Origin of the sequence: Methylobacterium sp. 391_Methyba4, from assembly GCF_029691625.1 — a bacterium.
In the GTDB taxonomy this organism is placed as follows: domain Bacteria; phylum Pseudomonadota; class Alphaproteobacteria; order Rhizobiales; family Beijerinckiaceae; genus Methylobacterium; species Methylobacterium fujisawaense.
On the sequence record NZ_CP121475.1, the window covers coordinates 2,859,439 to 2,886,002 of the forward strand.

Consider the following 26,564-nt stretch of genomic DNA (forward strand, 5'->3'; position numbering starts at 1 on the left):
GTCCGGTTGGACGGGTCGGTCTGTCCTCGCCGGCAAGTGTATCAGAAAATCACGCGGCGCATGCGGTCTGCCCGGCCAGCATCTTGCGGATCTCCGGTATGCACGAGCCGCAATTCGTGCCGGCCTTGCAGGCGGCGCCCACCGCCTCGACGGAGGCGGCGCCCCCGGCGATGGTGGTGGCGATGACGTCGGCGCCGACGCCGTGGCAGGCGCAGACCACGGGCCCCGCCGAGGCCGTGGCCGCGCGGCCCGAGAGCAGCGCCCGTCGCTCGGCGGCGTCGGGCACCTCGGTGGCGAACAGGGCCTTGGCGGCCTCCCAGTCCGGCCGTTCCCCCGCGGGCGCGTAGGCGAGGCAGGCGACGAGGCGGTCGCCGTCATAGACCGCGCAGCGGTAGCGGTTGCGGGTGTGATCGGCATATTCCGCCAGCTCGCAGCCCGACAGGGCCTCGCTCTGGATCAGGCCGCGCACCATCAGCGCCACTGCCCGGGAGCTGTCGGCGGTGGCGAACTGCGCGCCCCAGCCGCCGGTGATCGCGGCGCGCGCCCACCACCAGCCCTCGGGCATCGCCACCTGCCGGCGCGTCAGCAGGAAGCCGCGGGCGCGGTAGCCGACGGACGCGATGGCCGCCGGGGTCGCCTTGAGTTCGGGCTGGCCCGAGACTGGGTCGGTCATGCCGCGCACCAGCGCGCCGACCCGGGCCTGCGACGCGAAGGCGCCGCCCCAGTGCATCGGCATGAACAGATTGCCCGGCACCACCGTGTCGGTGACCGTCACCTCCAGCTCGGCCGCGCCGTGCTCGGTCGAGAGCCGGGCGATGTCGCCCTCCGCCAGGCCGTGAGCCGCCGCGTCGTCCGGGTGGATTTCGACGAACGGGACGGCCCGGTGCGCCGAGAGGCGCTGGCTCTTCCCGGTGCGCGTCATCGTGTGCCAGTGGTCGCGGACCCGGCCGGTGTTGAGCATGAGCGGGAACGCCGGCGAGGCCGCGAGCGCGAGGGCCGGCGGCTGCACCGCGACGAAGCGGGCGCGCCGGTCGAAGGTGTAGAACCGGCCGTCGCCGAACAGCCTGGCCTTGCCCTGCGGGGCGCCCCGGAAGCCGGAGCGCTTCGGGATGGGCCACTGCACCGGCAGGGTCACGTCGTAGGCGGCGTCGCTGATGTCGGCGAGCGCGCCGAGGTCGAAGTCGCGGGTGCCGTTGTTCTCATAGGCCGAGAGCCCGGCATGCTCGCGGAAGATCGCGGCGGCGGAGTCGAACGCGAAGGCCTTTCCGTGCCCGAGGCGGCGGCCGACATCGGCCAGCGCCGCCCAGTCCGGCCGCGCCTCGCCGGGGCTCGCGAGGAAGCGGCGCTGGCGGGAGATCCGCCGCTCGGAATTGGTGACCGTGCCGTCCTTCTCGCCCCAGGCCTGGGCGGGCAGCAGCACCGTGGTTTTACCCAGGCCCCGGGCGGTGTCGGAATCCGCCACCGCCTCGGACACCACGTAGAGGTCGAGGCCGGCGAGCGATTCCCGGATCGCGTCGGCCCGCGGCATCGAGACCAGCGGGTTGGTGCCCATCACCCACAGCGCCTTGATCTTGCCCCGGGCGATCGCCTCGAACAGCGCCACCGCCTTCATGCCCTCGCCGGTGATGATCCGCGGTGCGCCCCAGTAGCGGCGCACCCGGTCCACCTCCTCGGGGGTGAAGTGCATGTGGGCCGCCAGCATGTTGGCCAGCCCCCCGACCTCGCGCCCGCCCATGGCGTTGGGCTGGCCGGTCAGGGAGAACGGCCCCATCCCGGTCTCGCCGATGCGGCCGGTGACGAGGTGGCAGTTGATGATGCTGTTGCCCTTGTCGGTGCCCTGCGCCGACTGGTTCACCCCCTGCGAGAAGGCCGTGACCACCCGGCGGGTACCGGCGAACAGGGCGTAGAAGGCCGCGATGTCGGCCTCCGGCGCGCCGGTGACGGCGGCGACCGCCGCCACGTCCGGCGCGATCTGGCGGGCGCGGTCGAGGGCGCCATCGAGGCCGGCCGTATGGGAATCGATGAAAGCGCGATCGCGGAAGCCGTTGTCCGACAGGTAGACCAGCAGGCCCGAGAACAGCGCGGTGTCGGTGCCTGGCCGGATGCCGAGGAACAGGTCGGATTCCTCCGCGGTCTGGGTCCGGCGGGGGTCGATGACCACGAACTTGGTCCCGCGGCGCGCCTTGGCGTCGGCCATGCGGCGGAACAGGATCGGGTGGCACCACGCGGTGTTGGAGCCGACCAGCACGATCAGGTCGGCCTCGTCGAGATCCTCGTAGCAGCCCGGCACCGTGTCGGAGCCGAAGGCCCGGCGGTGGGCCGCCACCGCGCTCGACATGCACAGCCGGGAATTGGTGTCCACGTGCGGCGTGCCGATGAAGCCCTTCGCGAGCTTGTTGGCGACGTAATAATCCTCGGTGAGGAGCTGGCCCGACAGGTAGAAGGCGATCGCGTCCGGGCCGTGCTCCTCGGCCACCGCGCGGAGCTTGCCCGCCACGGTGTCGAGGGCCGCATCCCATGAGACCTGCGCGTTGTCGACCTGCGGGTGAAGCAGGCGGTTCTCCAGCGACAGGGTCTCGCCCAGCGCCGAGCCCTTCGAGCACAGGCGCCCGAAATTGGCCGGGTGGTCGGTGTCGCCCGCGATCATGGCGCCGCCCTGCCCGTCCGGACTCGCGAGCACGCCGCACCCGACCCCGCAATAGGGGCAGGTGGTCCGCACCGTCGACGCCGCGACTGGCTGGGTCATGGCTGAAGTCCTCGAAGGTTCGCGCCGCGTCTCCCTCCCCCCTCTGCGGGGGAGGGTGGCCCCCGAAGGGGGTCGGGAGAGGGGAGCGACGCTTCCGGGAGGAGTGCAGCCTTCATGAAGGCCACAGCCCTCTTCTGCACCGTCGCTCCCCTCTCCCGCCCCGCATCCGCGGGGCACCCTCCCCCGCAGAGGGGGGAGGGTTGGGCTGCTCAGTACACGTCGGCCTGATAGCGCCCGGCCTTCTTGAGCGCCGCGAGATACGCCACCGCATCCTCGGGGCTCTTGCCTCCGTGCTGCGCGGCCACGTCGATGATCGCCCGCTCGACGTCCTTGGCCATGCGCTTGGCGTCGCCGCAGACGTAGAAATGCGCGCCGCCCTCGAGCCACTTCCAGAGCTCGGCGCCGTTCTCCCGCATCCGGTCCTGGACGTAGGTCTTCTCCTTGCCGTCCCGGGACCAGGCCAGGGACAGGCGGGTGAGCACCTTGTCGTCCTTCAGCTGAGTCAGCTCGTCCTTGTAGAAGAAGTCGCTGGCTTGGCGCTGGTGACCGTAGAACAGCCAGTTGCGGCCGGGCGCCTGAGTGGCGGCGCGTTCCCGCAGGAACGCCCGGAACGGCGCGATGCCGGTGCCGGGGCCGCACATGATCACGTCCTTCGACAGATCGGCCGGCAGCCCGAAGCCGTGCGCCTTCTGAAGATAGACCTTCACCTTGGTCTGCTCGGGCAGGCGCTCGCCGAGATGGGTCGAGGCGACGCCGAGCCGCAGCCGCGAGCGGTGGTTGTAGCGCACCGCGTCCACCGTCAGGGACACGCGGCCGACATCCATCTTGGGCGAGGACGAGATCGAATAGAGCCGCGGCTGCAGCTCGTCCAAAGCCTCCAGGAAGACCTCGGCGTCGGGCCGCGCGCCCGGGAACTTGTGCAGGGCGCCGAGGACGTCGAGATAGGCGGCATCGCCGTCCGGATCCTCGCCGGAGGCCAGCGCCTGCGCCTTCTTGCGCGCCGCGCCCGAGGTGAGGAGCGACAGGAGCTGGTAGAGGTTGTCCGGCGCGGCACCCAGCGCGTAGTTGATCAGCAGGTGCTCGCGCAGGGTTTTCTCGCCGATCACCCGCTCGGGCCGGGCGCCGAGCTCCGCGATCACCGCGTCGACCAGCGCTGGGGCGTTGGCGGGGAACAGGCCCAGCGAATCGCCGACCTCGTACTGGATCGGCGTGCCGTCCAGCCCGATCTCGATGTGCCACGTCTCCTTCTCGCCGCCCGGATCGTTGAGACGGCGGCGGGACAGGAACAGCGCCTCGACCGGGTTCTCGCGGCAGAAGCCGAGCGGCCCGAGGTCGGCGGCGGCCTTCGGGGCGTCGTCGTCCGCCTTCGGTGCGGCCGGGGCGCCTCCGGCGGCGCCGAACTCCTCGTCCAGCTTCTTGAGCATGCGCAGGGTTTCTTTGCCGCCGGGCTGGCAAAGGTTCAGGCGCGCCTCGTTCTTCAGAAAGATCGCGTTGGCGTAGTCGGCGCAGTTGTAGCCGCACTGGCCGCAATCCTGCTGGGCCATGGCGGCCATCAGCTTCTGCGGCTCGGGCCGGTCCTTGGCCATCTCCATCCGGTCGCCGAGCGGCATCGACGGGTCGTGCCAGGGGGCGTCGTCGTTGTCGGCCAGTTTCGGCCCGGTCGCGGGGCCTTCGCCGGGCGCGAGCGCCGTGGCGCCCGCGACGGCGGGGCCGAGCAGGGCCGCGAAGTAGCCCGAGAGCCAGGCGCGCTGGTCCTCGTTGAAGGGCGCGGTCTCGGGGATCAGGACGAGGGGGGGCGAGACGTGCTGGGTCATGCGGCGGCCTTCAGGGCGGGCTGGTCCTCGGCGGCGTCGCGGAGCGCCTCCGCGCCGGTGCGGCTGGTGAAGGCCTGGAAGCTCTCCTCGGGGCCCTGTCGCAGGGCGAGGTAGGCGCGCAGCAGCGCCTCGACGCGGGAGGGCGCATCCTCGGCCTTCACGGCCTTCCAGATCTCGGTGCCGATCTTCGGGTTCTCGGCGAAGCCGCCGCCGACCACGACGTCGTAGCCCTCGACGGTGTCGCCCTCCTCCGAGACGACGACCTTGGCGCCGATCAGCCCGATATCGCCGATGTAGTGCTGGGCGCAGCTGTGGTGGCAGCCGGTGAGGTGGACGTTCACCGGCACGTCGAGGTTCGGCACGGCCTTCTCGACATGGTCGGCGATGATCAGCGCGTGGCCCTTGGTGTCGGAGGCCGCGAACTTGCAGCCTTTGGCGCCCGTGCAGGCCACGAGGCCGGAGCGGATGCCGGCGGCCTTGGTGGTGAGGCCGAGCGCGTCCACGCGAGCCTCCACCTCGGCGACCTTCGCGTCCGGAACACCGGAAAAAATGAAGTTCTGCCAGACGGTGAGGCGGATCTGGCCGTCCCCGCACTCCGCGGCGATCTTGGCGAGCGCCCGCACCTGATCGCTCGTCATCTTGCCGACCGGCAGGACCACGCCGACCCAGTTAAGGCCGGGCTGCTTCTGGGCGTGGACGCCCACATGGGCGTAGCGGTCGGTGGCTTTACGCGGCGCCACGTGCTCGGGCGCGACCCGGTCGAGCTTGCGGCCGAGCTTGTCCTCGACGGCGGCGAGGTACTTGTCGAAGCCCCAGGCGTCGAGGACGTACTTCATCCGGCTCTTGTTGCGGTTCGTCCGGTCGCCGTTCTCGATGAACACCCGGATGATCGCGTCTGCGACGGTGTTGCAGTCTTCCGGCTTCAGGACGATGCCGGTGTCGCGGGCGAGGTCGCGGTGGCCCGAGATGCCGCCGAGCACGAGGCGCATGTAGATCCCCGGAGGCACCGAAGCGCCGTCGAGAACCTCCACCGCCTGGAAGCCGATGTCGTTGGTCTCCTCCAGGGTCGGCATCACGCCGCTGCCGTCGAAGGCGACGTTGAACTTGCGCGGCAGGCCGTAGAGGGAGCGGTCGTTCAGGATCCAGTTGTGCCAGGACTTGGCGAGCGGGCGCGTGTCCAGCAGCTCCTGGGCGTCGATGCCGGCGGTCGACGAACCGGTGACGTTGCGGATGTTGTCGGCGCCCGCCCCCCGGGCCGTGAGGCCGATATCGGTGAGCCCGTCGAGGAAGGGCTGGGCATGCTCGGGGCCGATCTCCCGCACCTGGAGGTTCGCCCGGGTGGTCACGTGGACGTAGCCGCCGCCATGCTCGTCGGCGAGGTCGGCGACGCCCGCGAACTGCCAATGGTGCAGGATCCCGTTGGGGATCCGCAGCCGGCACATGTACGAGACCTGGTTCGGCGCGACCCAGAACAGGCCGTGGTAGCGCCAGCGGAAATTGTCCTCGGGCTTCGGCTGCTTGCCGGCGGCGGCCTCCTGGATCAGGCGGTTGTGGCCGTCGAACGGGTTCTCGGCGCGCTTCCACTTCTCCTGGTCGCAGAGCTTGCCGCCCGCCTTGACGGTCTTGTCCTGTGCCTTGATGTGGATCGCGTCCGGGCCCGTGGGCTCGGCGGGCGGCGCGGCCGCCCCGGCCCCGCCCGCGGCGAGGCCGCCGGTCATGCGGACGGCGGCGATGCCGGAGGCGAAGCCCTCGAGATAGCGCTTCTGCTCGGCCTCGAACGCGCCTGCGGCGCTCTGGGTGGTGGTCTCGGACATCCGCGCCTCCTCAAGCAGCCAGCGGCTCGGGCACGGGGCGCCCGAACATCAAGTCGTCCACGTTCTCGATCGGGTCGCCGGAGCGGATCAGCCCCTTGCAGGCGCCCTGCTCGGCGATGTCGCCGACGAACACCGCGCCGATCAGCTTCCCATCGCGCACCAGAAGCTTGCGGTAGAGGCCGGCGCCGGGGTCGGAGAGCACGATCGCCTCCGCATCGTCGGGCGTGTCCACGATCCCGGCCGAGAAGACCGGCAGGCCAGACACCTTCAGGCTCGTGGACAGGGCCGTGCCCCGGTACTCGGCCGGCTCGCCGGCGAGGTGGCGGGCGAGCGTCTCGGCGTGCTCGTAGGCGGGCTCGACCAGGCCGTAGATCTGGCCGCGGTGCTCAGCGCACTCGCCGAGCGCGAAGATCCGCGGGTCCGAGGTGGTCATCCGGTCGTCGACCGTGATGCCCCGGCCGACCGCCAGTCCCGCGTCCTGCGCCAGCGCCACCGAGGGGCGCACGCCCACCGACATCACCACGAGGTCGGCCGGGAGCGCGGTGCCGTCCGCCAGGACGAGGCGCTCGACGCGGCCGTCTCCTTCGAGGCGGGCGGTATCCGCCTTGAGGATCACCCGAACCCCCCGCGCCTCCATGGCACGCTTCACGAGCGCGGCGGCATGGTGGTCGAGCTGGCGCTCCATCAGCCGGTCCATGACGTGGAGCAGCGTGGTCTCGACGCCGAGGCGCGCGAGCCCGACCGCCGCCTCCAGGCCGAGAAGGCCGCCGCCGATGACGATCGCCCGGGCGTGCTGCACGGCGGCCTTCCGGATCGCCGCCACGTCGGCGAGGTCGCGGAAGGTGATGACGCCGGGGAGATCCATGCCGGGCTTCGGCAGGCGGATCGGCAGGGAGCCGACCGCGAGGACCAGCCTGTCGAAGGGCAGGACGTGGGTCTCGCCCACGCGGACGTACCCGTTCTCCCGGTCGATCCGGGTCGCCGGCGCGCCGGTGATCAGGCGGATGCCGTGATCCGCGTACCAGTCGAGGCCGCGGAAGGCGCAGGCGGCCTCGTCGACCTCGCCGCCGAGCAGCGAGGAGAGCAGGACCCGGTTGTAGGCGACCGTCGGCTCGGCGCCGATGCAGGTGATGTCGTAACGGCCGGGCGCGATCTCCGTGAGCCGCTCCAGGAATCGCAGGGAGGCCATGCCGTTGCCGACGACGACCAATGTCTCGCGCGGCAGGCCGCTCTCGGCGCGCGCGTCGTGTCCGCGTGTGTCCTTAGGGGATGTCGCCATCGCTCGATCGTGTCTGGAACCTCGATTGCAGGGTCGTTGGCGGACCGCCCACGAAAAAGCCGCTGCCGGTCGTCTCCCGGCAGGCTTCAGCCCCAGGAGAACCGGATCAGCGGCCTCGCTGACGGCGCTGTCCGTCGCCGTTGACGGACGCGGCTCGCCACGCAGGTTCCGTGCCAATCGAAATGCGCCGCACGGCGCGCGCGGACGCTGACGCCGGGGCGAGGCCTGCAGAACGGAGGTGCCCCAGGGGCCGCCCGTCGGCGCTGCACAAAATCTGTGCGGCTCGTCGCAAAAGCGATCACGCGCCAGCGGCGCGGTGGGGCAAGCTGCGGAGGATTAAGGATGTCTTCCGGACTGACGGAGGGTCGGGTTGACGCTCACCGTCGTCGGATCACGACACGGGCAAACTGGAGAGCGAGCAAAAGTCGGTCGAGAATACTTCGACGACGAAATATCGAACTTATATGTGAACAACTTCCGTATTTGAACGGCATTCTACCTGTAACGAATGTCGAAGTCTGTCCTTTTGGACACCGCGGGCAATCAGCTCCCACTCTCGCTGGACGATAACCAGTCCAATTGATGTGGGGGCTACAGCAGCTGCGACAGCATCGCCAGGAGGCCCAGGGTCGGCATCGCGCCGGCCGCCAGCACCCAGTACCAAGCGTGGCGCGCACCGGCCCGCCGGTTGTCGTTGCAGGCGCGGGGGACGCGGCCGCCCCGGCATACGTAGCGTCGAAGTTCGACCCGCCCGCGCGGATGCGACATCAACGATCCAGTTTCGAGTTTGCGACATCCAGGCATGGCGTAGGCACAACGGGCGAGCCCGCCCGACGTTCCGCGGCTGTTCGCGCTGGCGTTGCGGGTGGATGACGAATGGCGCGAAGTGTCGCGGGCCTCAGATGTCGGCGACCGCCTGCCGGTAAAGGTCGTGTCTGTAGACGGTCGTGATCGCCGCCGGGATGTCGAAAGGCCCGGGGATCTGCTGCGCGGCGCGCATCTGCTCCAGCACCCAGCGGGCCTGCGCCGCGCGCGGCTCCTCGATCGCCGCGCCGAAGCGGAGACGCGCACCCGTCTCGGCCATGCCGTCCGGACCGTCGGAAAAGGTCCGCGCGACCAACGCCGGATCGAGATTCAGATAGGTCCGGCGTGCGAGGCGATGGATCAGCTCGGTCCGGTTCTCCGGATCCGCGCACCAGCGTCCCGCCCGGGCGACCGCCCGCACCAGCGGCAGGATCGCGCCGTCGAGCCGTGCGGAGACGGCCAGGACCTTCTCGGTCGCGTTCGGCGCGAGGGCGCTGCCGTGGACGGCGATGCGCCCATGGCCGGCCTCGGCCGCCACGTCGTTCCAGGGTGCGCCGGCGCAGAATCCGTCGACCAGGCCGCGGGCCAGGGCCTCCACGCAATGTTGCGGGGGGACCACGACCGTGCGGAACGCGGCAGGGTCGAGGCTCCCGGCTTCGGCGAACAGCCGTAGCTGGTAGCTGTGGCACGAGAAGGGATGCACGGTGCCGAGGGTGAGCGGGTCTCCGGCGCGGTGCCGCATCTCCGCGACGCCCGCGAAGGCGCGGGCGACATCCGGCAGGGCCTCGCTGTCGGGGGCCATCGCCGCCCAGAGGGTGCGGGACAGCGTGAGGGCATTGCCGTCGGTGCTGAGCTGGAGCGGCACGATCAGGTCGGAGGGCGGCCCGGACAAGGCGAGCCGGCTCGCCAACGCCAGCGGCGCCAGCATGTGCGCGCCGTCGAGGTGCCCCAGCGCCAGCCGGTCGCGCAGGGTCGCCCAGGAGGGCTCGGCGGTGAGGTCGAGGTCGAGCCCCTCGGCCCGGGCGAAGCCCAGTTCATGGGCCGCGATCAGGGGGGCCGCATCGCAGAGCGGGACGTAGCCGAGCTGGAGCCTCATCCGAGCAGGTCCGCGGTGGTGACGATCGCCCGGGCGATGTCGACGATCTTGCGCTTCTCGTTCATGGCCTTGCGGCGCAGCTGCTTGTACGCCTCGTCCTCGGACAGGCCCTTCATGGTCATCAGGATGCCCTTCGCCCGCTCGATCAGCTTGCGGTCGGCGAGTTCGCTGCGCGCCTCCGTCAACTCGCGCTGGAGGCGCGCGAAGGCGTTGAAGCGCAGGATCGCGATGTCGAGGATCGACTTGATCCGTTCCGCCCGCAGCCCGTCCACCACGTAGGCGGAGATCCCGGCATCGACGGCGGCCTGCATCATGGTCGAATCCGAGCGGTCGACGAACATCGCCACCGGCCGCTCGACCTGCCGGGAAACGCCCGACATCTGCTCCAGGATGTCCCGGCTCGGGCTCTCCAGATGGATCACCACCACGTCGGGCTTCAGCGCGGCCACGCGTTCCATGAGGTCGGCGGTATCGGGAATCACCACCACACGCCCGATTCCGGCGGCGCGCAGGCCTTCCTCCAGAATGGCCGCGCGGGCGCGGCTCGGATCGATCACGGCGACGGTGAGATTGGATTCGGTCATCTTGGCCCGGGACGGGGCGGGTCTTCTTCTGGAGGACGGCCCGGCTCGGGCCGCCGCGACCTAAGCAAGGCCCGTGCCCGCGTCGGGGCCCGCCGCGGACGCATCCGCGCAATCCCAATGTACGATGCCGGTAACCGCCGCGCAAAGAAACGGTCCAGCTTCCGCCGCAATGCTGGCCGCATTCTCTTCGCCTCACGGTGGTCAGGGAGATCGGTGATTCGGATGCGCAGGCCAGATCAGCCCGCCCTGACGGATGCCGCGAATGGCCGCGTGTCCATGCCCTTCCTGCCGACGCTGGCCGTCGTGGCGCTCCTGGGTGTGGCCTCGCTCTACTGCCCGTCGTCCAATCCCGTGCCCCCCGGTGCCCGGGCGGGCGGATCCCCCGCTCTCGGACCCACGGATTTCGCACCGGTCGCCGCGGTGGCGTCGCCGATCCGGCCGCCGGCCGCGATCGCGTTCGCCGAGCTGTACCCGCTGGACGCTGCGGTCTCGCGGACGGGGGCCCTGCCCGTCCGTCCGGCGACGGCGGCGCGGGCGACGTCCCATGTGGCGGTGGCGGGTCGGCGTCCCTGCCCGGGCCGGCGCTGCCCCGAGCTGCCCCGCAGCCCGATCGATCCCATGGCGCCCGGACGCGCGGAAGCCGCCGAACCGGCCGAGGATGCGCTGCTCCCTGGGCGGGCCCTGCCGTTTGCCACCTCGGTGGTCGAGACGCTGGTCCCTGCGGCCCGGGCGGTCGGCGATGCCGCGGACTTCGTGCGCAAAGGTGCGGCGTCGGTTCAGGGCTCGGTGGCCTTGGCGGTGGCCGACTGCCTGCGCTGACCGCATCCGCGGGCCGGCCCCAAACCTCTGGATCTCGTGGACGGACGTCCTAGGTGCGTCGCAGCGGATGGACCGAGCTTCCGTCCGCGGACCGGAGCCGGGGCCGGATGGCTGCACGCATCGAGGATTACGCGCTCGTCGGGGATTGCCGCAGCGCCGCGCTGATCAGCCGGCAGGGCAGCGTCGATTGGTTGTGCTGGCCGCGCTTCGACGCGGCCGCCCTGTTCACCAGCCTGCTGGGCACCGAGGCGCACGGCTTCTGGAAGATCTTCCCCGAGGCGGAGCACGTCGAGACCCGGTGGTCCTACCGCCCGGGCAGCCTCGTCCTGGAGACGCGGCACACCACGCGGCTCGGCGAGGTCCTGGTCACGGACTTCATGCCCGTCGGCGACGGATCGCATCTCGTGCGCCTCGTCGAGGGCGTGCACGGGCGGGTCGCCATGCGGATGGAGATGGCGGTCCGGTTCGATTACGGCTCGGCCGTGCCCTGGGTGTCGCGCTCCGAGCTGGGCGACCTGCGCGCCGTCTCGGGACCGCACAAAGTCGTGCTGCGCTCCGATGTCCATCTCAAGGGATCGGAGGCGCAGACCACCGTGGCCGAGTTCACGGTCCATGCCGGCGACCAGCACCGGTTCGTCCTGAGCTACGGGGCCTCCCACGAGGACGATCCGCCCCCGATCGAGCCGCGCAAGGTTCTCGAAGCCACGGATCAGCACTGGCGGGATTGGGCGTGCCGCTGCGCGGGCGGCGCCCCCTGGGACCGGATGCTCCAGCGCTCCCTGCTGACCCTCAAGGCGCTGATCTACGAACCCACCGGCGGCATCGTGGCGGCGCCCACGGCGTCCCTGCCGGAGGGGCTCGGCGGGATCCGCAACTGGGATTACCGGTTCTGCTGGCTGCGCGATTCGACCCTGACCCTGATCGCCCTGATGGATGCGGGCTATATCGACGAGGCCCGGGACTGGCTGGGCTGGCTGCTTCGGGCCGTGGCCGGCAATCCCGAGCAGGCGCACATCCTCTACGGGATCGGCGGCGAGCGGCTGCTGCCCGAGATCGAGCTCGACTGGCTGCCGGGCTACGAGAATTCGAGGCCCGTGCGAATCGGCAACGCCGCCGCCAGCCAATTCCAGATCGACGTCTACGGCGAGCTGTTCGACGCGCTCTATCAGGCTCATGCCCGCGGATTGCCGGTGAGCCAGGACGGCCTGCGGGTCGGCCTCGCGATCCTCGGCCACTTGGAACAGGCATGGCGCGAGCCCGACGAGGGGATCTGGGAGGTGCGCGGCGGGCGGCGCCACTTCACCCATTCCAAGGTCATGGCCTGGGTGGCGTTCGACCGGGCCCTGCGCATGCACGAGATGCACGAATCGGGCGCCACCGAGGAACATGCCAAGCGCTGGCGCGCCATCAAGGACGAGATCCACGCCGAGGTCTGCGCCAAGGGCTTCGACCCCGCGCTCAACAGCTTCGTCCAGTCCTATGGCTCGAAGGCGCTGGACGCGAGCCTGCTGCTCATCGCCCATACCGGCTTCCTGCCGCAGGACGACCCCCGGGTGATCGGCACCGTCGACGCGATCGGCAAGGGGCTGATGCGGGACGGGTTCATCCTCCGCTACGAGACCGAGGGCCAGACGACCGACGGCCTGACGGGCAGCGAGGGGGCTTTCCTGCCCTGCACCTTCTGGTACGCCGACAACCTCATCGGCCTGGGGCGCCGCGACGAAGCGGGGGTGCTGATCGAGCGCCTGATCGGCATCTGCACCGATCTCGGCCTGGTCAGCGAGGAATACGACGTGCAAGCCAAGCGTCTTGTGGGTAACTTCCCTCAGGCGTTCACGCACGTCGCGCTCGTCAACACGCTGCTCAGCTATACGCGCGGCGAAGGGCCGGCGGATCGGCAGGGTGGTAAGGCCAACGGAGCCCCTCCCGCCGTCCTACGGCAGCGCGAAGCCGCGAAACGGACCGCGCGAGGCGAACTGGAAGACGCGACATCATGAGCGGTGCTGACACTCCCGCCAAGGCGGACCTCGCTGAGATCGATACGCTCAGCATCAACACGATCCGGACGCTCGCGATCGACGCGGTGCAGAAGGCCAATTCCGGCCATGCCGGCGCGCCCATGGCGCTGGCGCCGGTCGCCTACACCCTGTGGAACCGCTACCTGCGCTACGATCCGGCCCATCCGCACTGGCCGAACCGCGACCGCTTCGTGCTGTCCTGCGGCCACGCCTCGATGCTGCTCTACGGGCTGCTGCATCTCGCGGGCGTCGCGCAGAGCGACGGCGGCAACGCGCCGGCGGTGTCGCTGGACGACATCAAGAAGTTCCGCCAGCTGGACAGCCGGACCCCGGGCCATCCCGAGTACCACTTCACCACCGGCGTCGAGACCACCACCGGCCCGCTCGGCCAGGGTGTGGCCAACTCGGTCGGCATGGCCATGGGCAGCCGCTTCCTCGGCCAGCACCTGAACAGGCCGAACCTGCCGCTCTTCGACTACAACGTCTACGCGATGTGCTCGGACGGCGACCTGATGGAGGGCGTGGCCTCGGAGGCTGCGTCCCTCGCCGGCCACCTCCGGCTCGCGAACCTCTGCTGGATCTACGACGACAACACCATCACCATCGAGGGCCACACCGAGCTGGCCTTCGGCGAGGAGGTGGCCACCCGGTTCCTCGCCTATGGCTGGCAGGTTCTGCGCGTTGCGGACGCCAACGACGTGCACGCGCTCGCCGGCTCGATCGAGACCTTCCTCGCCACCAACGACCGGCCGACCCTGATCATCGTCAAGTCGGTGATCGGCTACGGGGCGCCGAAGAAGCAGGGCACGTCCAAGGCCCACTCGGACGCGCTGGGCGAAGACGAGGTCAAGGGGGCCAAGCGCGCCTACGGCTGGCCGGAGGACGCGCAGTTTTTCGTCCCGGACGGCGTCCGCGAGAATTTCCGCGATGGGATCGGCAAGCGCGGCGCCGGCCTCTACGACGCGTGGCAGGGCCTGCTGAGCCAGGCCAAGGCGGCGGATGCCGCCCACGCCGAGGACCTGAACGCCTTCCTGGAAGGCCGGCTGCCGCACGGCTGGGACAAGGACATTCCGGTCTTCGAGGCCGACGCCAAGGGCCTCGCCACCCGGGAATCCTCCGGCAAGGTGCTGAACGCCATCGCCCAGCACGTGCCGTTCCTGCTCGGCGGCTCGGCGGATCTGGCGCCGTCCAACAAGTCGAACCTGACCTTCGAGGGCGCGGGCTCGTTCGGCCCGTTCTCGCCGGGCGGCCGCAACCTGCATTTCGGCGTCCGCGAACACGCCATGGGCTCGATCGTGAACGGCCTCGGCCTCTCGGGGCTGCGGGCCTACGGCGCGACCTTCCTGGTTTTCGCCGACTACATGCGCCCGCCGATCCGTCTCGCCGCCCTGATGGAGCTGCCGGTCTTCCACATCTTCACGCACGATTCGATCGGCGTGGGCGAGGACGGGCCGACCCACCAGCCCGTCGAGCAGCTGCTGTCGCTGCGCTGCATCCCGGGCCTCGTGACCCTGCGCCCGGCCGATGCCAACGAAGTGGCCGAGGCCTACCGGGTGATCTTCTCGCTGAGGAACCAGCCGGCCGTGCTCGCGCTCTCCCGCCAGCCGCTGCCGACCCTCGACCGGACCCGGTACGGCGCGGCCTCCGGCACCGCCAAGGGCGGCTACGTGCTCGCCGATTGCGACGGCACGCCCGACGTCATCCTGCTGGGCTCGGGTTCCGAGGTGCAGCTCTGCGTCGGCGCCTACGAGGCGCTGAAGGCCGAGGGCGTGAAGGCCCGGGTGGTGTCGATGCCGTCCTGGGACCTGTTCGAGCGGCAGGATCAGGCCTACCGCGACTCGGTGCTGCCGCCCGCCGTCAAGGCACGGGTGGCCGTCGAGCAGGGCAGCGTCATCGGCTGGGACCGCTACGCCGGCTCCGAGGGCGCGATCATCGGCATGCACACCTTCGGCGCCTCGGCGCCGATCAAGGATCTCCAGACCAAATTCGGCTTCACCCCCGACAAGGTCCTGGAGGCCGCGAAGGCGCAGATGGCCAAGCATAAGCGGTAACAGCTGATGCGCGACGCTTCCCTCGCCCCTCTGCGGGGGAGGGAGGCCCCGAAGGGGGTCGGGAGACGGGAGCGACGGTGCACAGGACGGTGCCGTCCTTATATGAAGGCCGCGACCTTCCCTGAACCCGGGTCCCCCTCTCCCGACCCTCGCTGACGCGAGGGCCACCCTCCCCCGCAGAGGGGGGAGGGAGAGCGCCCGGCAAGTAGCGGCACGCGAGACGAGGAACCGACATGAACGCGCTCAAGGCCCTGCACGACGCACAGGATCAGGCGGTCTGGCTCGACTTCGTGGCCCGCGGCTTCATCCAGAAAGGCGAACTGAAGCAGCTCGTCGAGCGCGACGGCCTGCGCGGCGTCACCTCCAACCCGTCGATCTTCGAGAAGGCGATCGGGCACTCGGACGAGTACGACGACAGCCTGAAGGCCGTTCAGGTGACCGGGGACAGCCGCGTCATCGACCTCTACGAGGGTCTCGCCATCGCCGACATCCAGGCGGCCGCCGACGTGCTCCGCCCGGTCTACGAGGCGAGCGACGGGGCCGACGGCTATGTCAGCCTGGAGGTCTCGCCCTACCTCGCCCTCGACACCGAGGAGACGCTGGCCGAAGCCCGGCGCCTGCACAAGGCGGTCGCCCGCGACAACCTGATGGTGAAGGTGCCGGCCACACCGGAGGGTATCCCGGCGATCCGGCAGCTCACCAGCGAGGGCATCTCGATCAACGTCACCCTCCTGTTCTCGCAGGAGGCCTACGAGGCCGTGGCCCGCGCCTTCATCGACGGGCTCGACGCGCGCGCGAAGGCCGGCCACGACGTCTCGAAGGTCGCCAGCGTGGCGAGCTTCTTCATCAGCCGCATCGACGTCCTGGTCGACAAGCGCCTCGACGAGAAGATCGCCGAGGCCAACGATCCCGACGAGAAATTCGCCCTGGAGCAGCTGAAGGGGAAGGTGGCGATCGCCAACGCCAAGCTCGCCTACCAGCGCTACAAGCGGATCTTCGCGGAGTCCAAGTGGACGGCCCTGGCCGAGAAGGGCGCCAAGGCGCAGCGCCTGCTCTGGGCCTCCACCGGCACGAAGAACAAGGCCTATTCGGACGTCCTCTACGTCGAGGAGCTGATCGGGCCGAACACCGTCAACACCATGCCGCCCGCCACCATGGACGCGTTCCGCGACCACGGCGTGGTGCGGGCGACGATCGAGGAGGACGTGCCCGGCGCCGAGGCCGTGATGGCCAAGCTCGCGCGGTCCGGCATCGACATCGAGGCCGTCGCCGAGCAGCTGGTGAAGGAGGGCGTGCAGCTCTTCATCGACGCCGCCGACAATCTGCTCGGCGCCGTGGCGGGCAAGCGCACCGCGCTCCTGGGGCATCGGCTGGACGGCCAGAGCCTCGTCATGGACGACACCCTCGCGGCCGAGGCCAAGAAGACCGTCGAATCCTGGCGCGCGAGCGGTTCGATCCGTCGGCTCTGGGCGGGCGACGCCTCGGTCTGGTCCGGCCATGACGAGGCGAACTGGCTCGGCTGGCTGCACATCGTCGAGGAGGAACTGGAGAAGGCCGCCGACTACGCGGCTTTCTCGGACTGGGTGAAGGCGGAAGGCTTCACCGACGTCGTCGTGCTGGGCATGGGCGGATCGAGCCTCGGCCCGGAGGTTCTGAGCCTGACCTACGGCCAGCGCGAAGGCTTCCCGAAGCTTCAGATCCTCGACTCGACCCACCCGGATCAGGTGCGCGCCCTGGAGGCGAGCATCGATCTGGCGAAGACGCTGTTCATCGTCGCGTCGAAATCCGGCTCGACGCTGGAGCCCAACGTCTTCCGCGACTACTTCCTGGCGCGCGCCAAGGACGTGCTCGGCGACCGGGCCGGCGACCACTTCGTGGCCGTCACCGACCCCGGCTCCGACATGGAGCGGGCCGCGAAAGCGGACGGGTTCAAGCGCATCTTCTACGGCGTGAAGCAGATCGGCGGGCGCTACTCGGTGCTCTCGGCCTTCGGCCTCGTGCCGGCGGCCGCCATGGGCCTCGACGTCAAGGCGCTTTTGGAGACGGCCCGCATCATGGTCCGTTCCTGCGGCCCGGCGGTGCCTCCGGCCCAGAACCCGGGCGTGCTGCTCGGGACCGCCATGGGCGCGGCGGCGCTGGCCGGCCGCGACAAGGTGACGATCGTCGCCTCCCCGGCGATCGCGAGCTTCGGCGCCTGGGCCGAACAGCTGATCGCGGAATCGACCGGCAAGCAGGGCAAGGGCTTGGTTCCCGTGGACGGCGAGCCGGTGGGCGTTCCGGCGGTCTACGGGCACGACCGGTTCTTCATCTATCTCCGCCTCGACGGCAACGCCGAGGCGGCGCAGGACGAGGCCCTGCGGGCCCTGGAGCGGGACGGCCACCCGATCGCCCGCATCACCCTCGATTCGGTCGAGCAGCTGCCGCAGGAATTTTACCGGCTGGAGATGGCCACCGCCGTGGCCGGCGCGGTGATCGGCATCAACCCGTTCGACCAGCCCGACGTCGAGGCCAGCAAGGTCGAGACCAAGAAGCTGTTCGCCGAGGCCGAGGCGAGCGGCGCCCTCCCCGCGGAGACGCCGCTCTTCTCGGATGATGCGATCGCCCTCTACGCCGACCCGCAGAACGCGGACGGTTTGAAGCAGGCGACCGACGGCCTGGAGCCTGCGCTCAAGGCGCAGATCGCCCGGCTGAAGGACGGCGATTACCTCGGGTTGCTCGCCTACGTGCCGCGCAACGCCGAGGCCGCCGATATCCTCCAGGAGGCACGGATCGCCGTACGCGACACCCGCAAGGTGGCGACCTGCCTGGAGTTCGGGCCCCGGTTCCTGCACTCCACCGGTCAGGCCTACAAGGGCGGCCCGGATACCGGCGTGTTCCTGCAGATCACCGCGGATCCGTCGCAGGACCTGCCGATCCCGGGCCGCTCCCTCGGCTTCGCCACCGTCGTGGCCGCGCAGGCGCGGGGTGATTTCGCCGTGCTGGCCGAGCGGGGCCGGCGGGCGCTGCGGGTCCACATCAAGGGCGACCTTGAGGCCGGGCTGAAGCGCATCGCGGCGGCCCTCAAGGCTGCCGTGGCGTAGGCGCCGGAGGTGGGGGCGATTCCCGATGAGTCTCAGCGGTCCCGTCTGCACCACCCCCACCCCTGACCCCTCCCCGCACGGGGGAGGAAAACCCCCGAGGAGATGACGGCAATGCAACTCGGCATGATCGGCCTCGGCCGGATGGGCGGCAACATCGTCCGGCGTCTCCTGCGCGACGGACACACGGCCGTGGTGTTCGATCAGAACCCGGAGGCCGTCGCGGCGCTGGTGGAGGCCGGCGCGGTCGGCGCATCGAGCCTCGAGGATCTGGTCTCCAAGCTGGAGGTGCCGCGCGCGGCCTGGGTGATGTTGCCGGCCGGCGCGATCACCGAGCAGGCGGTCCAGACGCTGTCGAGCCTGATGCAGGCGGGCGACTGCGTCATCGACGGCGGCAATTCCTTCTACGGTGACGATGTCCGCCGTGGGCTCGCTCTGAAGGAGAAGGGCCTGCACTACGTCGATGTCGGCACCTCGGGCGGCGTCTGGGGCCTGGAGCGCGGCTACTGCATGATGATCGGCGGCGACACGGAGACCGTCGACCGCCTCGACCCGATCTTCAAGACCCTGGCGCCGGGCGTCGGCGACATCCCCAAGACGCCGAACCGCGAGGGGCGCGACCCGCGCGCCGAGCAGGGCTACATCCATGCCGGGCCGACCGGTGCCGGCCACTTCGTCAAGATGGTCCATAACGGCATCGAGTACGGGCTGATGCAGGCCTATGCCGAGGGTTTCGACATCCTCCGCCACGCCAATGCCCAGGAACTGCCGGCCGAGCGCCGCTTCGACCTCAACATGGGCGACATCGCCGAGGTCTGGCGGCGCGGCAGCGTCGTCTCGTCGTGGCTCCTCGACCTGACCGCCCAGGCGCTGGCGGGCGACGAGCAGCTCACCGACTTCTCCGGCTACGTGGAGGATTCGGGCGAGGGCCGCTGGACCATCAACGCCGCCGTCGAGGAAGGCGTCCCGGCGACGGTGCTCTCCGCCGCCCTCTACCGCCGCTTCCGCTCCCGGGAGCACGCGAGCTACGCCGACAAGCTGCTCTCGGCGATGCGCAAGGGCTTCGGCGGCCACCAGGAGCCGAAGGGCTGAGCCGGCCGCCTCGGGCCGCCCGCAGACCGACCCGTCCGACCCCCGAAGCCGCAGGGCCGTCACCCATGAGCCTTCCCGCCGGAAGCCACATCCTGAAGGACCCGGAGGCGGTCGCCCGCGCGGCGGCCGAGCGGCTCATCGAGGCCTGCGGCGAGAGCCGGTCCGAGCGGATCGCGATCTGCCTTTCGGGCGGTTCGACGCCCAAGGTGCTGTACGGCCTGCTGTCGGGGCCGGACTACGCGACCCGACTCCCCTGGGCGCGAATCCACTGGTTCTTCGGGGATGATCGCGCGGTGCCGTGGGACGACCCGCGCAGCAATGTCCGGATGGTCCGGGAGGCGTTCGGGCACGGTGCCCCGATCCCGCCAACGCACCTCCACTTCATCCCGTCCGACGCAGGCCCGGACGCGGGCGCCCGCGCCTATGAGCGGACGCTTCTCGACTTCTACGGCGCCGAGCGCCTCGATCCGGCGCGGCCGCTGTTCGATCTCGTTCTGCTCGGCCTCGGCGAGGACGGGCACACCGCCTCGCTGTTTCCCGGCACGCCTGCCGCCGACGAGGCCCGGCGGCTCGTCGTCCCCGTGCCCGAGGCCGGCCTGGAGCCGTTCGTCCCGCGGATCAGCCTGACGCTGCCGGCGCTCGCCTCCTCGCAGCACGTGCTGTTTCTGGTCACCGGCGCCGGCAAGCGGGCGCCCCTCGCCCGGCTCGCCGCGGGCGAGAGCCTGCCCGCCGGCCGTGTGACCAGCACGGGCGCCGTGGCGTGGCTGCTCGACGAGGCCGCGGCCGGCTGACACCCTCGGTGGTTCTCGCCGGCGGCATCGCGGGCTCATCCGCCGCCTTTTCCCGGCAGGAACCGATCCCCGGACAGCTATGGCGTCGGGACGGCCGGACGTTCGCCGCCGGCACGCCCAGTTCCGTCACGACGGCATCGGCTTCGCCGGGATAGCGGAGGGCGCGCAACGGGATTTCGTCCGATCGCCGCGTGGCGCAATCCCATTGCTCGATCGGGCGACATCGCGGTCAAGAATGCAACCCCGCGCCGTCGGGCCTGCGGTACGCTTCGCGCAGCCTCGTGAAGGGCGCCGCGTGAAGGGCGCCGAAGGAGACCCGCCGATGCCGCAGACGACCATCCCGACGGAAGTTGAGGCGATGATGGCGAGCCTCGCCCGTTCCGCGGGCCGCTCGCCGGAGGCCTATCTGGCCGCGGCCCGGGCCACGCTGGTCCGCATCCTGAACCAGCCGGATCTCCTCGACCCGTCGCGGCTGGTCGGCCGCGGTCCGGGCCTGAGCCGCAATCTGCTGTTCGGCACCGAGGCGATCAGCGTCTGGGCGATGGTGTGGGCGCCGGGCGCGGTGACGCCGGTCCACGACCATCACTGCTCGTGCTGCTTCGGCCTGCTGCGCGGCCGGCTGCGGGAAACGTGGTACCGCCCGATGAGCGAGACCCACGCGGTGGCGACGCAGGACGTCGTCCGCGAGCCCGGCTTCGTCGCCTGCATGATGCCGTCGGGACCGAACCTGCACCGGATCGCCAATGACGGGCCGGACGCGGCCGTCTCGATCCACGTCTACGGCTACGACCACCGGGCGCAGGATTCGTCGATCCACCGGACCTACGCGGTCGCGGCGGGCTGAGTCGCGCCGCGGAGCGACCGCGTCACGTCACGTAGATCGTCGGGACCGCGGTCGTGTACTTCATCTCCTCCATGGCGATGGAGGAGGACAGGTTCGAGAAGTCGAGCTTGGCGATGAGGCGCTGGTAGACCGCGTCGTAGGCCTCGATGTCCGGCACCACGATCCGCAAAAGGTAGTCGATCTCGCCGGTCAGGCGCCACGCCTCGACGATCTCCGGGAAGCCGGCGACGACCCGCCGGAACGCGTCGGACCAGTCGGCGGCGTGACGGGGCGCCTTCACGGCCACGAACACCGTGGTGGGGACGTTGACCTTGCGGCGATCCACCAGGGCGACCCGGCGCCGGATCACGCCGGAGTCCTCCAGCTTCTTCACCCGGCGCCAGCAGGGGGCCGCGCTGATCCCGACCTGCTCGGCGAGTTCGGCCACCGGGAGGGTCGCGTCCTGCTGGAGGAGGTCCAGGATCTTCCGGTCGACCGCGTCCATGCGAACGATGCTCCCGTCGACGGCTCCGGGCCGGATTACAACGCGAAGTGCTTCGAGAGCTTGAGGCCCTGGGCCTGGTAGTTCGACCCCGCCCCCGCCCCGTAGAGCGTCTCCGGGAGGTCGAGCATGCGCTCGTAGACGAGGCGGCCGACGATCTGCCCGTCCTCCAGCAGGAACGGCACGTCGCGGGAGCGGACTTCCAGGACGGCCCGCGCCCCCTCCCCGCCGGCTCCGGCATAGCCGAAGCCCGGATCGAAGAAGCCGGCGTAGTGGACCCGGAACTCGCCCACCAGCGGATCGAACGGCACCATCTCGGCGGCATGGTCCGGCGGCACCTGGACCGCTTCCTTGGAGGCCAGGATGTAGAATTGCCCGGGATCGAGGATCAGGCTGCCCGATCCGTCGGCCGCCAGGGGCTCCCAGAAATCCGCGGCGCGATGACGGCCGGGGGCGTCCACGTCCACGAGGCCGGTATGGCGCTTCGCCCGATAGCCGACGAGGCCGTCGAAGCCGGAGAGGTCCACCGAGACCGCCACACCGCCCTGAAGGGACGGACTGCCCACGTCGACCAGCGCCGAGCGGGCATGGAGGAGGCCGAGCTCGGCCTCGGTCAGCCGTGGCGCCCCGCGGCGGAAGCGGATCTGCGACAGGCGCGAGCCGGTCCGCACGAGGACCGGGAAGGTGCGCGGCGAGATCTCCGCGTAGAGCGGCCCGTCATAGCCGGGCTCCACCTGATCGAAGGCCTCGCCCCGGTCGGTGATGACTCGGGTGAAGACGTCGATGCGCCCGGTCGAACTTTTGGGGTTGGCCGCCGCCGCGAGGTCGCCCGGCAAGGCGAGGCTCTCCTGCAGCTCGGCGATGTAGACGCAGCCCGTCTCCAGGACGGCACCCGGTCGCAGGTCGACGGCGTGCAGCGACAGCCGGTCGACGCAGGCCTGGACCGTCCGGCCGGAGCCCGGCAGGAAGCTCGTCCGCACCCGGTAGGCCTTGGCGCCCAGGCGCAGGTCGAGGCTCGCGGGCTGGATCTGGTCGGGCGCGAAGGGCGTCGCGGCGCGGATCCCGCCCGCCCTGGCCAGGGCGGCGATCGCCTGGGCCGGCAGAATGCCGGACCGGCCATCCGCGCCCGAATCGGCGGCTCCCGTGGCTGCGCCCGCGTTCATCGCGCCCATGACTCCTTCGCGCGCCCGGCAGGTCCGCGTCGGCGAGCGTTGTCGGCCGGGACCCGCTAACGCGGGCTTAACCGCTTCCGAGGGCCGCGTCATGTCGGCGCCGCGACCCGGCCGGTCGCGGCGCCCGGCCCGGGGCCGGGATCGGGACGACGCGAGGTAGTCCGCCGCAATTGACGGCGATTCCGCCGCCTACTACGACCGGCCAGGAAGCGCGTTCCTTTCGGCTTCTGCGAATCGCACAGTCCGAAGAAGGGCCAAATAGGGCGATGTACAAGGCCGAGACGCGGGGAATTAGTGTGACCGTGCAATCTCGCTTCGTCGAGGAGGAATCCTCGCCGAATGAGAGCCGTTACTTCTTCGCCTACACGGTCGAGATCGTGAACAACGGCAGCGAGCAGGTTCAGCTGCGCTCGCGGCATTGGCGCATCATCGACGGCCACGGCGCCTGCCAGGAGGTGCGCGGCACCGGCGTGGTCGGGAAGCAGCCCGTGCTGGAGCCGGGCGAGTCCTTCTGCTACACCAGCGGCTGTCCCCTCAACACGCCCGACGGGTTGATGGCCGGCAGCTACACCATGGCGACGGTGGCCGGCGAGAGCTTCGAGGCCGAGATCCCCGCCTTCTCCCTCGACAGCCCGCACGTCCGCCGCAGCCTGCACTGAGGTCCCGGCCCGGGGCCTCGCCCCGGAGGAATCCATGTCCGCGACCGGCGAGCGGCTCAGCCCGCTCGACATGCTCGCCCGCCTCGTGTCCTTCGACACGGAGAGCGACAAGTCCAACCTCCCGCTGATCGAGGCCGTCTGCGATTATCTGGGCGGCTGGAACGTCCCGTATCTGCATCTGCCGAACCCTGGGGGCGACAAGGCGGCCGTCCTCGCCACGATCGGGCCGATGGTCGATGGCGGCGTCGTCCTGTCCGGACATACCGACGTGGTGCCGGTGACGGGGCAGGCCTGGACCAGCGACCCGTTCACGCTGCGCCTTGCCGACGGCCGGGCCTACGGGCGGGGCGCGGTCGACATGAAGGGTTTCGACGCGCTGGCCCTGGCCCTGGTGCCCGACATGCTCGCCGCCGGCCTGAAGCGGCCGATCCACATCCTGCTCTCCTACGATGAGGAGACGACCTGTCTCGGATCCATGGACGGGATCGCGCGGTTCGGCGCCGACCTGCCGCGGCCCGCCGCGGTGATCGTCGGCGAGCCCACCGGCATGGAGGTGGCAGACGCCCACAAGAGCATCGTCACCTGCCTCACCACGGTTCACGGCCATGAGGCCCATTCGGCCCGTCCCGCCCTCGGGGCGAACGCCGTCTCGGCCGCCTGCGATCTCGTGGCCGGCCTCAACCGGATCGCCGATCTGATGATCGAGCGCGGCGACCCGTCCGGGCGGTTCGACCCGGCCTCGACCACGGTCCATGTGGGGACGATCCAAGGCGGGACCGCCCGGAACATCCTGGCCAAGGAGTGCCGCTTCCTCTGGGAGTATCGCGGCCTCCCGGATCTCGACCCGGCCGAAATTCCGCGCCTCTTCGCCCAGGAGGTCGATCGGGTCACCCGCGAGCGCCTGAACCGCTACGGCGCGTATGGGCGGATCGAGACCCTTGAGGAGGTGGACATCCCGGGCTTGGCCCCCGAGCCGGGCTCGGAGGCCGAGCGGCTCTGCCTGCGTCTCGCCGGACGCAACCATACCGTCGCCGTCCCCTACGCCACCGAGGCCGGACGGTTCCAGGCGGCGGGCCTCCCGACGGTGGTCTGCGGCCCCGGCGACATCGCCCAGGCGCACCAGCCCGACGAGTTCATCACCCTCGACGCCCTCGGCCAGGGTGAGCGGTTCCTGCGCAACCTGATCGAGGCGTGTGCGTCATGAACGCGATGAGCGGAATCACCATCAAGCTGCGACCGCTGGAGCGGGAGGACCTGCGTTTCGTCCACCAGCTCAACAACAACGACAGCATCATGCGCTACTGGTTCGAGGAGGCCTACGAGTCCTTCGCCGAACTCCAGCAGCTCTACGAGCGCAACATCCACAATCAGACCGAGCGCCGTTTCATCGTCGCCGATCCGAGCGGAGAACCGGCCGGACTGATCGAGCTGGTCGAGATCAACCACCTGCACCGGCGCTGCGAGTTCCAGATCGCGATCCATCCGAGCTTCCAGGGGCGCGGCTACGCGTGGCAGGCCACCCGTATCGCTATGGATTACGCCTTCAGCGTGCTCAACATCCACAAGCTCTACCTGCACGTCGACCGGGACAATGCCCGGGCCGTGCGGATCTACGAGCGCTGCGGCTTCCATCCCGAGGGCGTGCTCAAGGACGAGTTCTTCGTGAACGGGCGCTACCGCGACGCCGTGCGGATGTGCCTGTTCCAGCCCGAATATCTCAGGGCCCGCGGCGGTGGCGGCGACATCGCGGAGCCCGTCCTGAAGGCGTGAGACCGTTCGGCCGGAGGGCTGGGGGCGAGGCAGCCCCTCGCATCAGCCGCGACGCCGTCGAAGATTGTCGCCGAGGCCATCCTGCACGTCCGGGCTCCGCGATGCCGCACGGCGGATGTTCACCGACCGGCCTCGCTCCGCGTCCTGAGACGGGGCGCGAGGCCGTCGACTGACACAGAAGGGGGGAGGAGCGCCACGGCTCCTCCCCCTGATCGTCGCGTCAGTTGCGGCCGGCACCCGCCTGACCGCCCGACCGGCCGGCACCCTGCGCACCATCCATGCCGGCCTTGCCGCCGTTCATGCCGCCACGCTCGGCGCCGCCCATCCGGCCGCCTTCGGCGCCGGACTTCATGCCGCCCGCTTGGCCGCCGCGATCCGACGCGTTGCGGATGCCGTCCTGCTGGCCGCCGCGCATGTCGCTGTTGCGCATGCCGTCCGTCTTGCCGCCCGTCTTGCCGTCCATCTTGCCGTCCATCTTGCCGTCCCGACCGGCGGCCCGATCCATGCCGCGATCCTGGCCGCGGTCGTTGCGGTCCGTCCGGGTGTCGTTGCGACCCTCGGTCCGCGAGACGTCGCGGATGCCGTCCCGGCCGCCGCGGTTGTCGAAGCGCGCGCCGGCCCGCTGCTCGGAGCGGAAGCTCGCGCTGACCGCGCCGCCGCCGCTGAGACGGCGATATTCCGCGGAGCCGTAGCGCACCCGCTGACCGCGGATCGTCACGAAGCGATCCTCCTGGACCGAGACGAGGCGACGGTACTCGGGCGAACCGTAGAGGACGCGCTGGCCGCGGACGACGACGTAGCGCGCGCGGGGTCCGGTCTCGCGGATGCTGACGAGACGACGGTACTCGGGCGAACCGTAGAGGACGCGCTGGCCGCGAATGACGACATAGCGGACGCGCGGGCCACGGTTCTCGGTGACGATCAGGCGCCGATACTCGGGGGAGCCGTACACGACGCGGCGGCCACCGATGAACACGTAGCGCCCCTCACGGCGGAAGCCGCCTTCGAAGCGCTCGGACCGGACATCGGTACGGCTCACATCCGTCCGACCGCGGAAATCAGCACGGTCGCCACGCCGCTCACCATGACGGTCGCCATGTCGATCACCGTGCCGGTCGCCGCGCTCGACGCGGTCGCCGGTGCGATCGCCGCGCTCATTCCGCTCGGCGCGGTCGCCATCCCGACCGCCACGCTCGGCACCGGCCCGATCCTTGTCCTGGGCCATGCGACCCTCGCCGCCGGCCTCACGGCCCTGCGCGGACCGGCCCGTCTCGGCGGCCCCGCGCTCGGAGCCCGCCTGGCGGCCGGCCTTCATGTCGCCTTGCGCGCCACCCTGCGCGCTACCCTGCATCCCGCCGCGCTCGCCGCCGCCGGCCTTCATGCTGGACTCGGCAGCCCCCTGACCGCCACGCCCGCCCATCTCGGCGCCACCCTGCTGGGCATAGGCCGAGGTGCTGATCAGCAGCGCAGCCAAACCAATCGACATCTTCCGCATGGCGAAACCTCCAATGTTGAATCTGCCACGCAACGTCGAAGGTCGCGAAACGGTTCAGACTGGAGGATCCAAAAATTCACGCAACGAATACCGATCTTCGTGCGTTTCGCGCGGAAAAGCTTGGCCATAAGCACGGGTCTGCGGACCCGTGCTTGCGC

General features: G+C 70.6%; 20 protein-coding genes. 10 read left to right on the forward strand and 10 right to left on the reverse strand.

Annotated elements, in window-relative coordinates; genetic code table 11:
• Positions 1–49: 49 nt before the first annotated feature.
• The 7 genes from P9K36_RS13345 to P9K36_RS13375 form a co-directional block, all read right to left on the reverse strand.
• The gene (locus P9K36_RS13345) at positions 50–2,746 is read right to left on the reverse strand and encodes a nitrate reductase (RefSeq protein ID WP_111473906.1); all 2,697 of its coding nucleotides are present in this window, start codon (positions 2,744–2,746) and stop codon (positions 50–52) included.
• A 209-nt stretch (positions 2,747–2,955) separates the two neighbouring features.
• A complete protein-coding gene (locus P9K36_RS13350) occupies positions 2,956–4,560 on the reverse strand; it encodes a sulfite reductase subunit alpha (protein WP_043385004.1) in 1,605 nt (534 codons plus the stop codon).
• On the reverse strand, positions 4,557–6,374 hold the full coding sequence (locus tag P9K36_RS13355) for a NirA family protein (protein ID WP_043385007.1): 1,818 nt from the start codon (positions 6,372–6,374) through the stop codon (positions 4,557–4,559). The genes P9K36_RS13350 and P9K36_RS13355 overlap by 4 nt, the downstream gene beginning before the upstream one ends.
• A 10-nt stretch (positions 6,375–6,384) precedes the next feature.
• Positions 6,385–7,653 (reverse strand): FAD-dependent oxidoreductase, encoded by a 1,269-nt coding sequence (locus P9K36_RS13360; RefSeq protein ID WP_052083615.1) that lies wholly within the window; start codon positions 7,651–7,653, stop codon positions 6,385–6,387.
• Positions 7,654–8,244: 591 nt separating this feature from the next.
• Complete coding sequence (locus tag P9K36_RS13365; protein WP_158498452.1) at positions 8,245–8,421, reverse strand: hypothetical protein; 177 nt, start codon at positions 8,419–8,421, stop codon at positions 8,245–8,247.
• 130 nt (positions 8,422–8,551) lie between these two features.
• Positions 8,552–9,553, reverse strand: coding sequence for a CmpA/NrtA family ABC transporter substrate-binding protein (locus P9K36_RS13370; RefSeq protein WP_043757532.1), 1,002 nt, complete (start codon positions 9,551–9,553; stop codon positions 8,552–8,554).
• Positions 9,550–10,137 carry an ANTAR domain-containing protein gene (locus P9K36_RS13375; protein ID WP_043353887.1) on the reverse strand — a complete coding sequence of 196 codons (588 nt, stop codon included), beginning with the start codon at positions 10,135–10,137 and terminating at the stop codon, positions 9,550–9,552. Before P9K36_RS13375 ends, P9K36_RS13370 begins: the two co-directional genes overlap by 4 nt.
• Positions 10,138–10,359: 222 nt before the next feature.
• On the opposite strand from P9K36_RS13375, the gene P9K36_RS13380 reads away from it, so the two are divergent.
• From P9K36_RS13380 to P9K36_RS13410, 7 genes are all read left to right on the forward strand, one after another.
• On the forward strand, positions 10,360–10,956 hold the full coding sequence (locus P9K36_RS13380) for a hypothetical protein (RefSeq protein ID WP_043757535.1): 597 nt from the start codon (positions 10,360–10,362) through the stop codon (positions 10,954–10,956).
• 107 nt (positions 10,957–11,063) lie between these two features.
• Positions 11,064–12,953, forward strand: coding sequence for a glycoside hydrolase family 15 protein (locus P9K36_RS13385; RefSeq protein WP_043757538.1), 1,890 nt, complete (start codon positions 11,064–11,066; stop codon positions 12,951–12,953).
• A complete protein-coding gene (gene tkt / locus P9K36_RS13390) occupies positions 12,950–15,025 on the forward strand; it encodes a transketolase (protein WP_043757540.1) in 2,076 nt (691 codons plus the stop codon). The genes P9K36_RS13385 and tkt overlap by 4 nt, the downstream gene beginning before the upstream one ends.
• Positions 15,026–15,258: 233 nt before the next feature.
• A complete protein-coding gene (locus P9K36_RS13395; protein ID WP_043757543.1) occupies positions 15,259–18,105 on the forward strand; it encodes a bifunctional transaldolase/phosoglucose isomerase in 2,847 nt (948 codons plus the stop codon).
• Between the two features lie 111 nt (positions 18,106–18,216).
• The gene (gene gnd / locus P9K36_RS13400; RefSeq protein ID WP_043757546.1) at positions 18,217–19,194 is read left to right on the forward strand and encodes a phosphogluconate dehydrogenase (NAD(+)-dependent, decarboxylating); all 978 of its coding nucleotides are present in this window, start codon (positions 18,217–18,219) and stop codon (positions 19,192–19,194) included.
• A 65-nt stretch (positions 19,195–19,259) separates the two neighbouring features.
• The gene (gene pgl / locus P9K36_RS13405) at positions 19,260–19,985 is read left to right on the forward strand and encodes a 6-phosphogluconolactonase (protein ID WP_043757548.1); all 726 of its coding nucleotides are present in this window, start codon (positions 19,260–19,262) and stop codon (positions 19,983–19,985) included.
• Positions 19,986–20,307: 322 nt separating this feature from the next.
• Positions 20,308–20,829, forward strand: a complete 522-nt coding sequence (locus P9K36_RS13410; protein ID WP_043757550.1) for a cysteine dioxygenase family protein — start codon at positions 20,308–20,310, stop codon at positions 20,827–20,829.
• Positions 20,830–20,851: 22 nt separating this feature from the next.
• On the opposite strand, the gene P9K36_RS13415 is transcribed toward P9K36_RS13410, so the two are convergent.
• A complete protein-coding gene (locus P9K36_RS13415) occupies positions 20,852–21,313 on the reverse strand; it encodes an Lrp/AsnC family transcriptional regulator (protein WP_043757551.1) in 462 nt (153 codons plus the stop codon).
• 35 nt (positions 21,314–21,348) lie between these two features.
• Positions 21,349–22,473 carry a 2'-deoxycytidine 5'-triphosphate deaminase gene (locus tag P9K36_RS13420; protein WP_043355214.1) on the reverse strand — a complete coding sequence of 375 codons (1,125 nt, stop codon included), beginning with the start codon at positions 22,471–22,473 and terminating at the stop codon, positions 21,349–21,351.
• 275 nt (positions 22,474–22,748) lie between these two features.
• Between P9K36_RS13420 and apaG the strand changes: the two genes are divergently transcribed.
• The 3 genes from apaG to speG are packed head-to-tail and all read left to right on the forward strand — an operon-like array spanning position 22,749 to position 24,911.
• Positions 22,749–23,141: a Co2+/Mg2+ efflux protein ApaG gene (gene apaG / locus P9K36_RS13425; protein ID WP_043355208.1), complete on the forward strand. Its 393-nt coding sequence runs from the start codon at positions 22,749–22,751 to the stop codon at positions 23,139–23,141.
• Positions 23,142–23,175: 34 nt separating this feature from the next.
• Positions 23,176–24,345, forward strand: coding sequence for an acetylornithine deacetylase (argE, locus tag P9K36_RS13430; protein ID WP_043384180.1), 1,170 nt, complete (start codon positions 23,176–23,178; stop codon positions 24,343–24,345).
• Positions 24,346–24,359: 14 nt separating this feature from the next.
• A complete protein-coding gene (gene speG, locus P9K36_RS13435) occupies positions 24,360–24,911 on the forward strand; it encodes a spermidine N1-acetyltransferase (protein WP_024830042.1) in 552 nt (183 codons plus the stop codon).
• Positions 24,912–25,131: 220 nt separating this feature from the next.
• On the opposite strand, the gene P9K36_RS13440 is transcribed toward speG, so the two are convergent.
• On the reverse strand, positions 25,132–26,406 hold the full coding sequence (locus P9K36_RS13440; protein ID WP_043757553.1) for a hypothetical protein: 1,275 nt from the start codon (positions 26,404–26,406) through the stop codon (positions 25,132–25,134).
• Positions 26,407–26,564 lie beyond the last annotated feature (158 nt).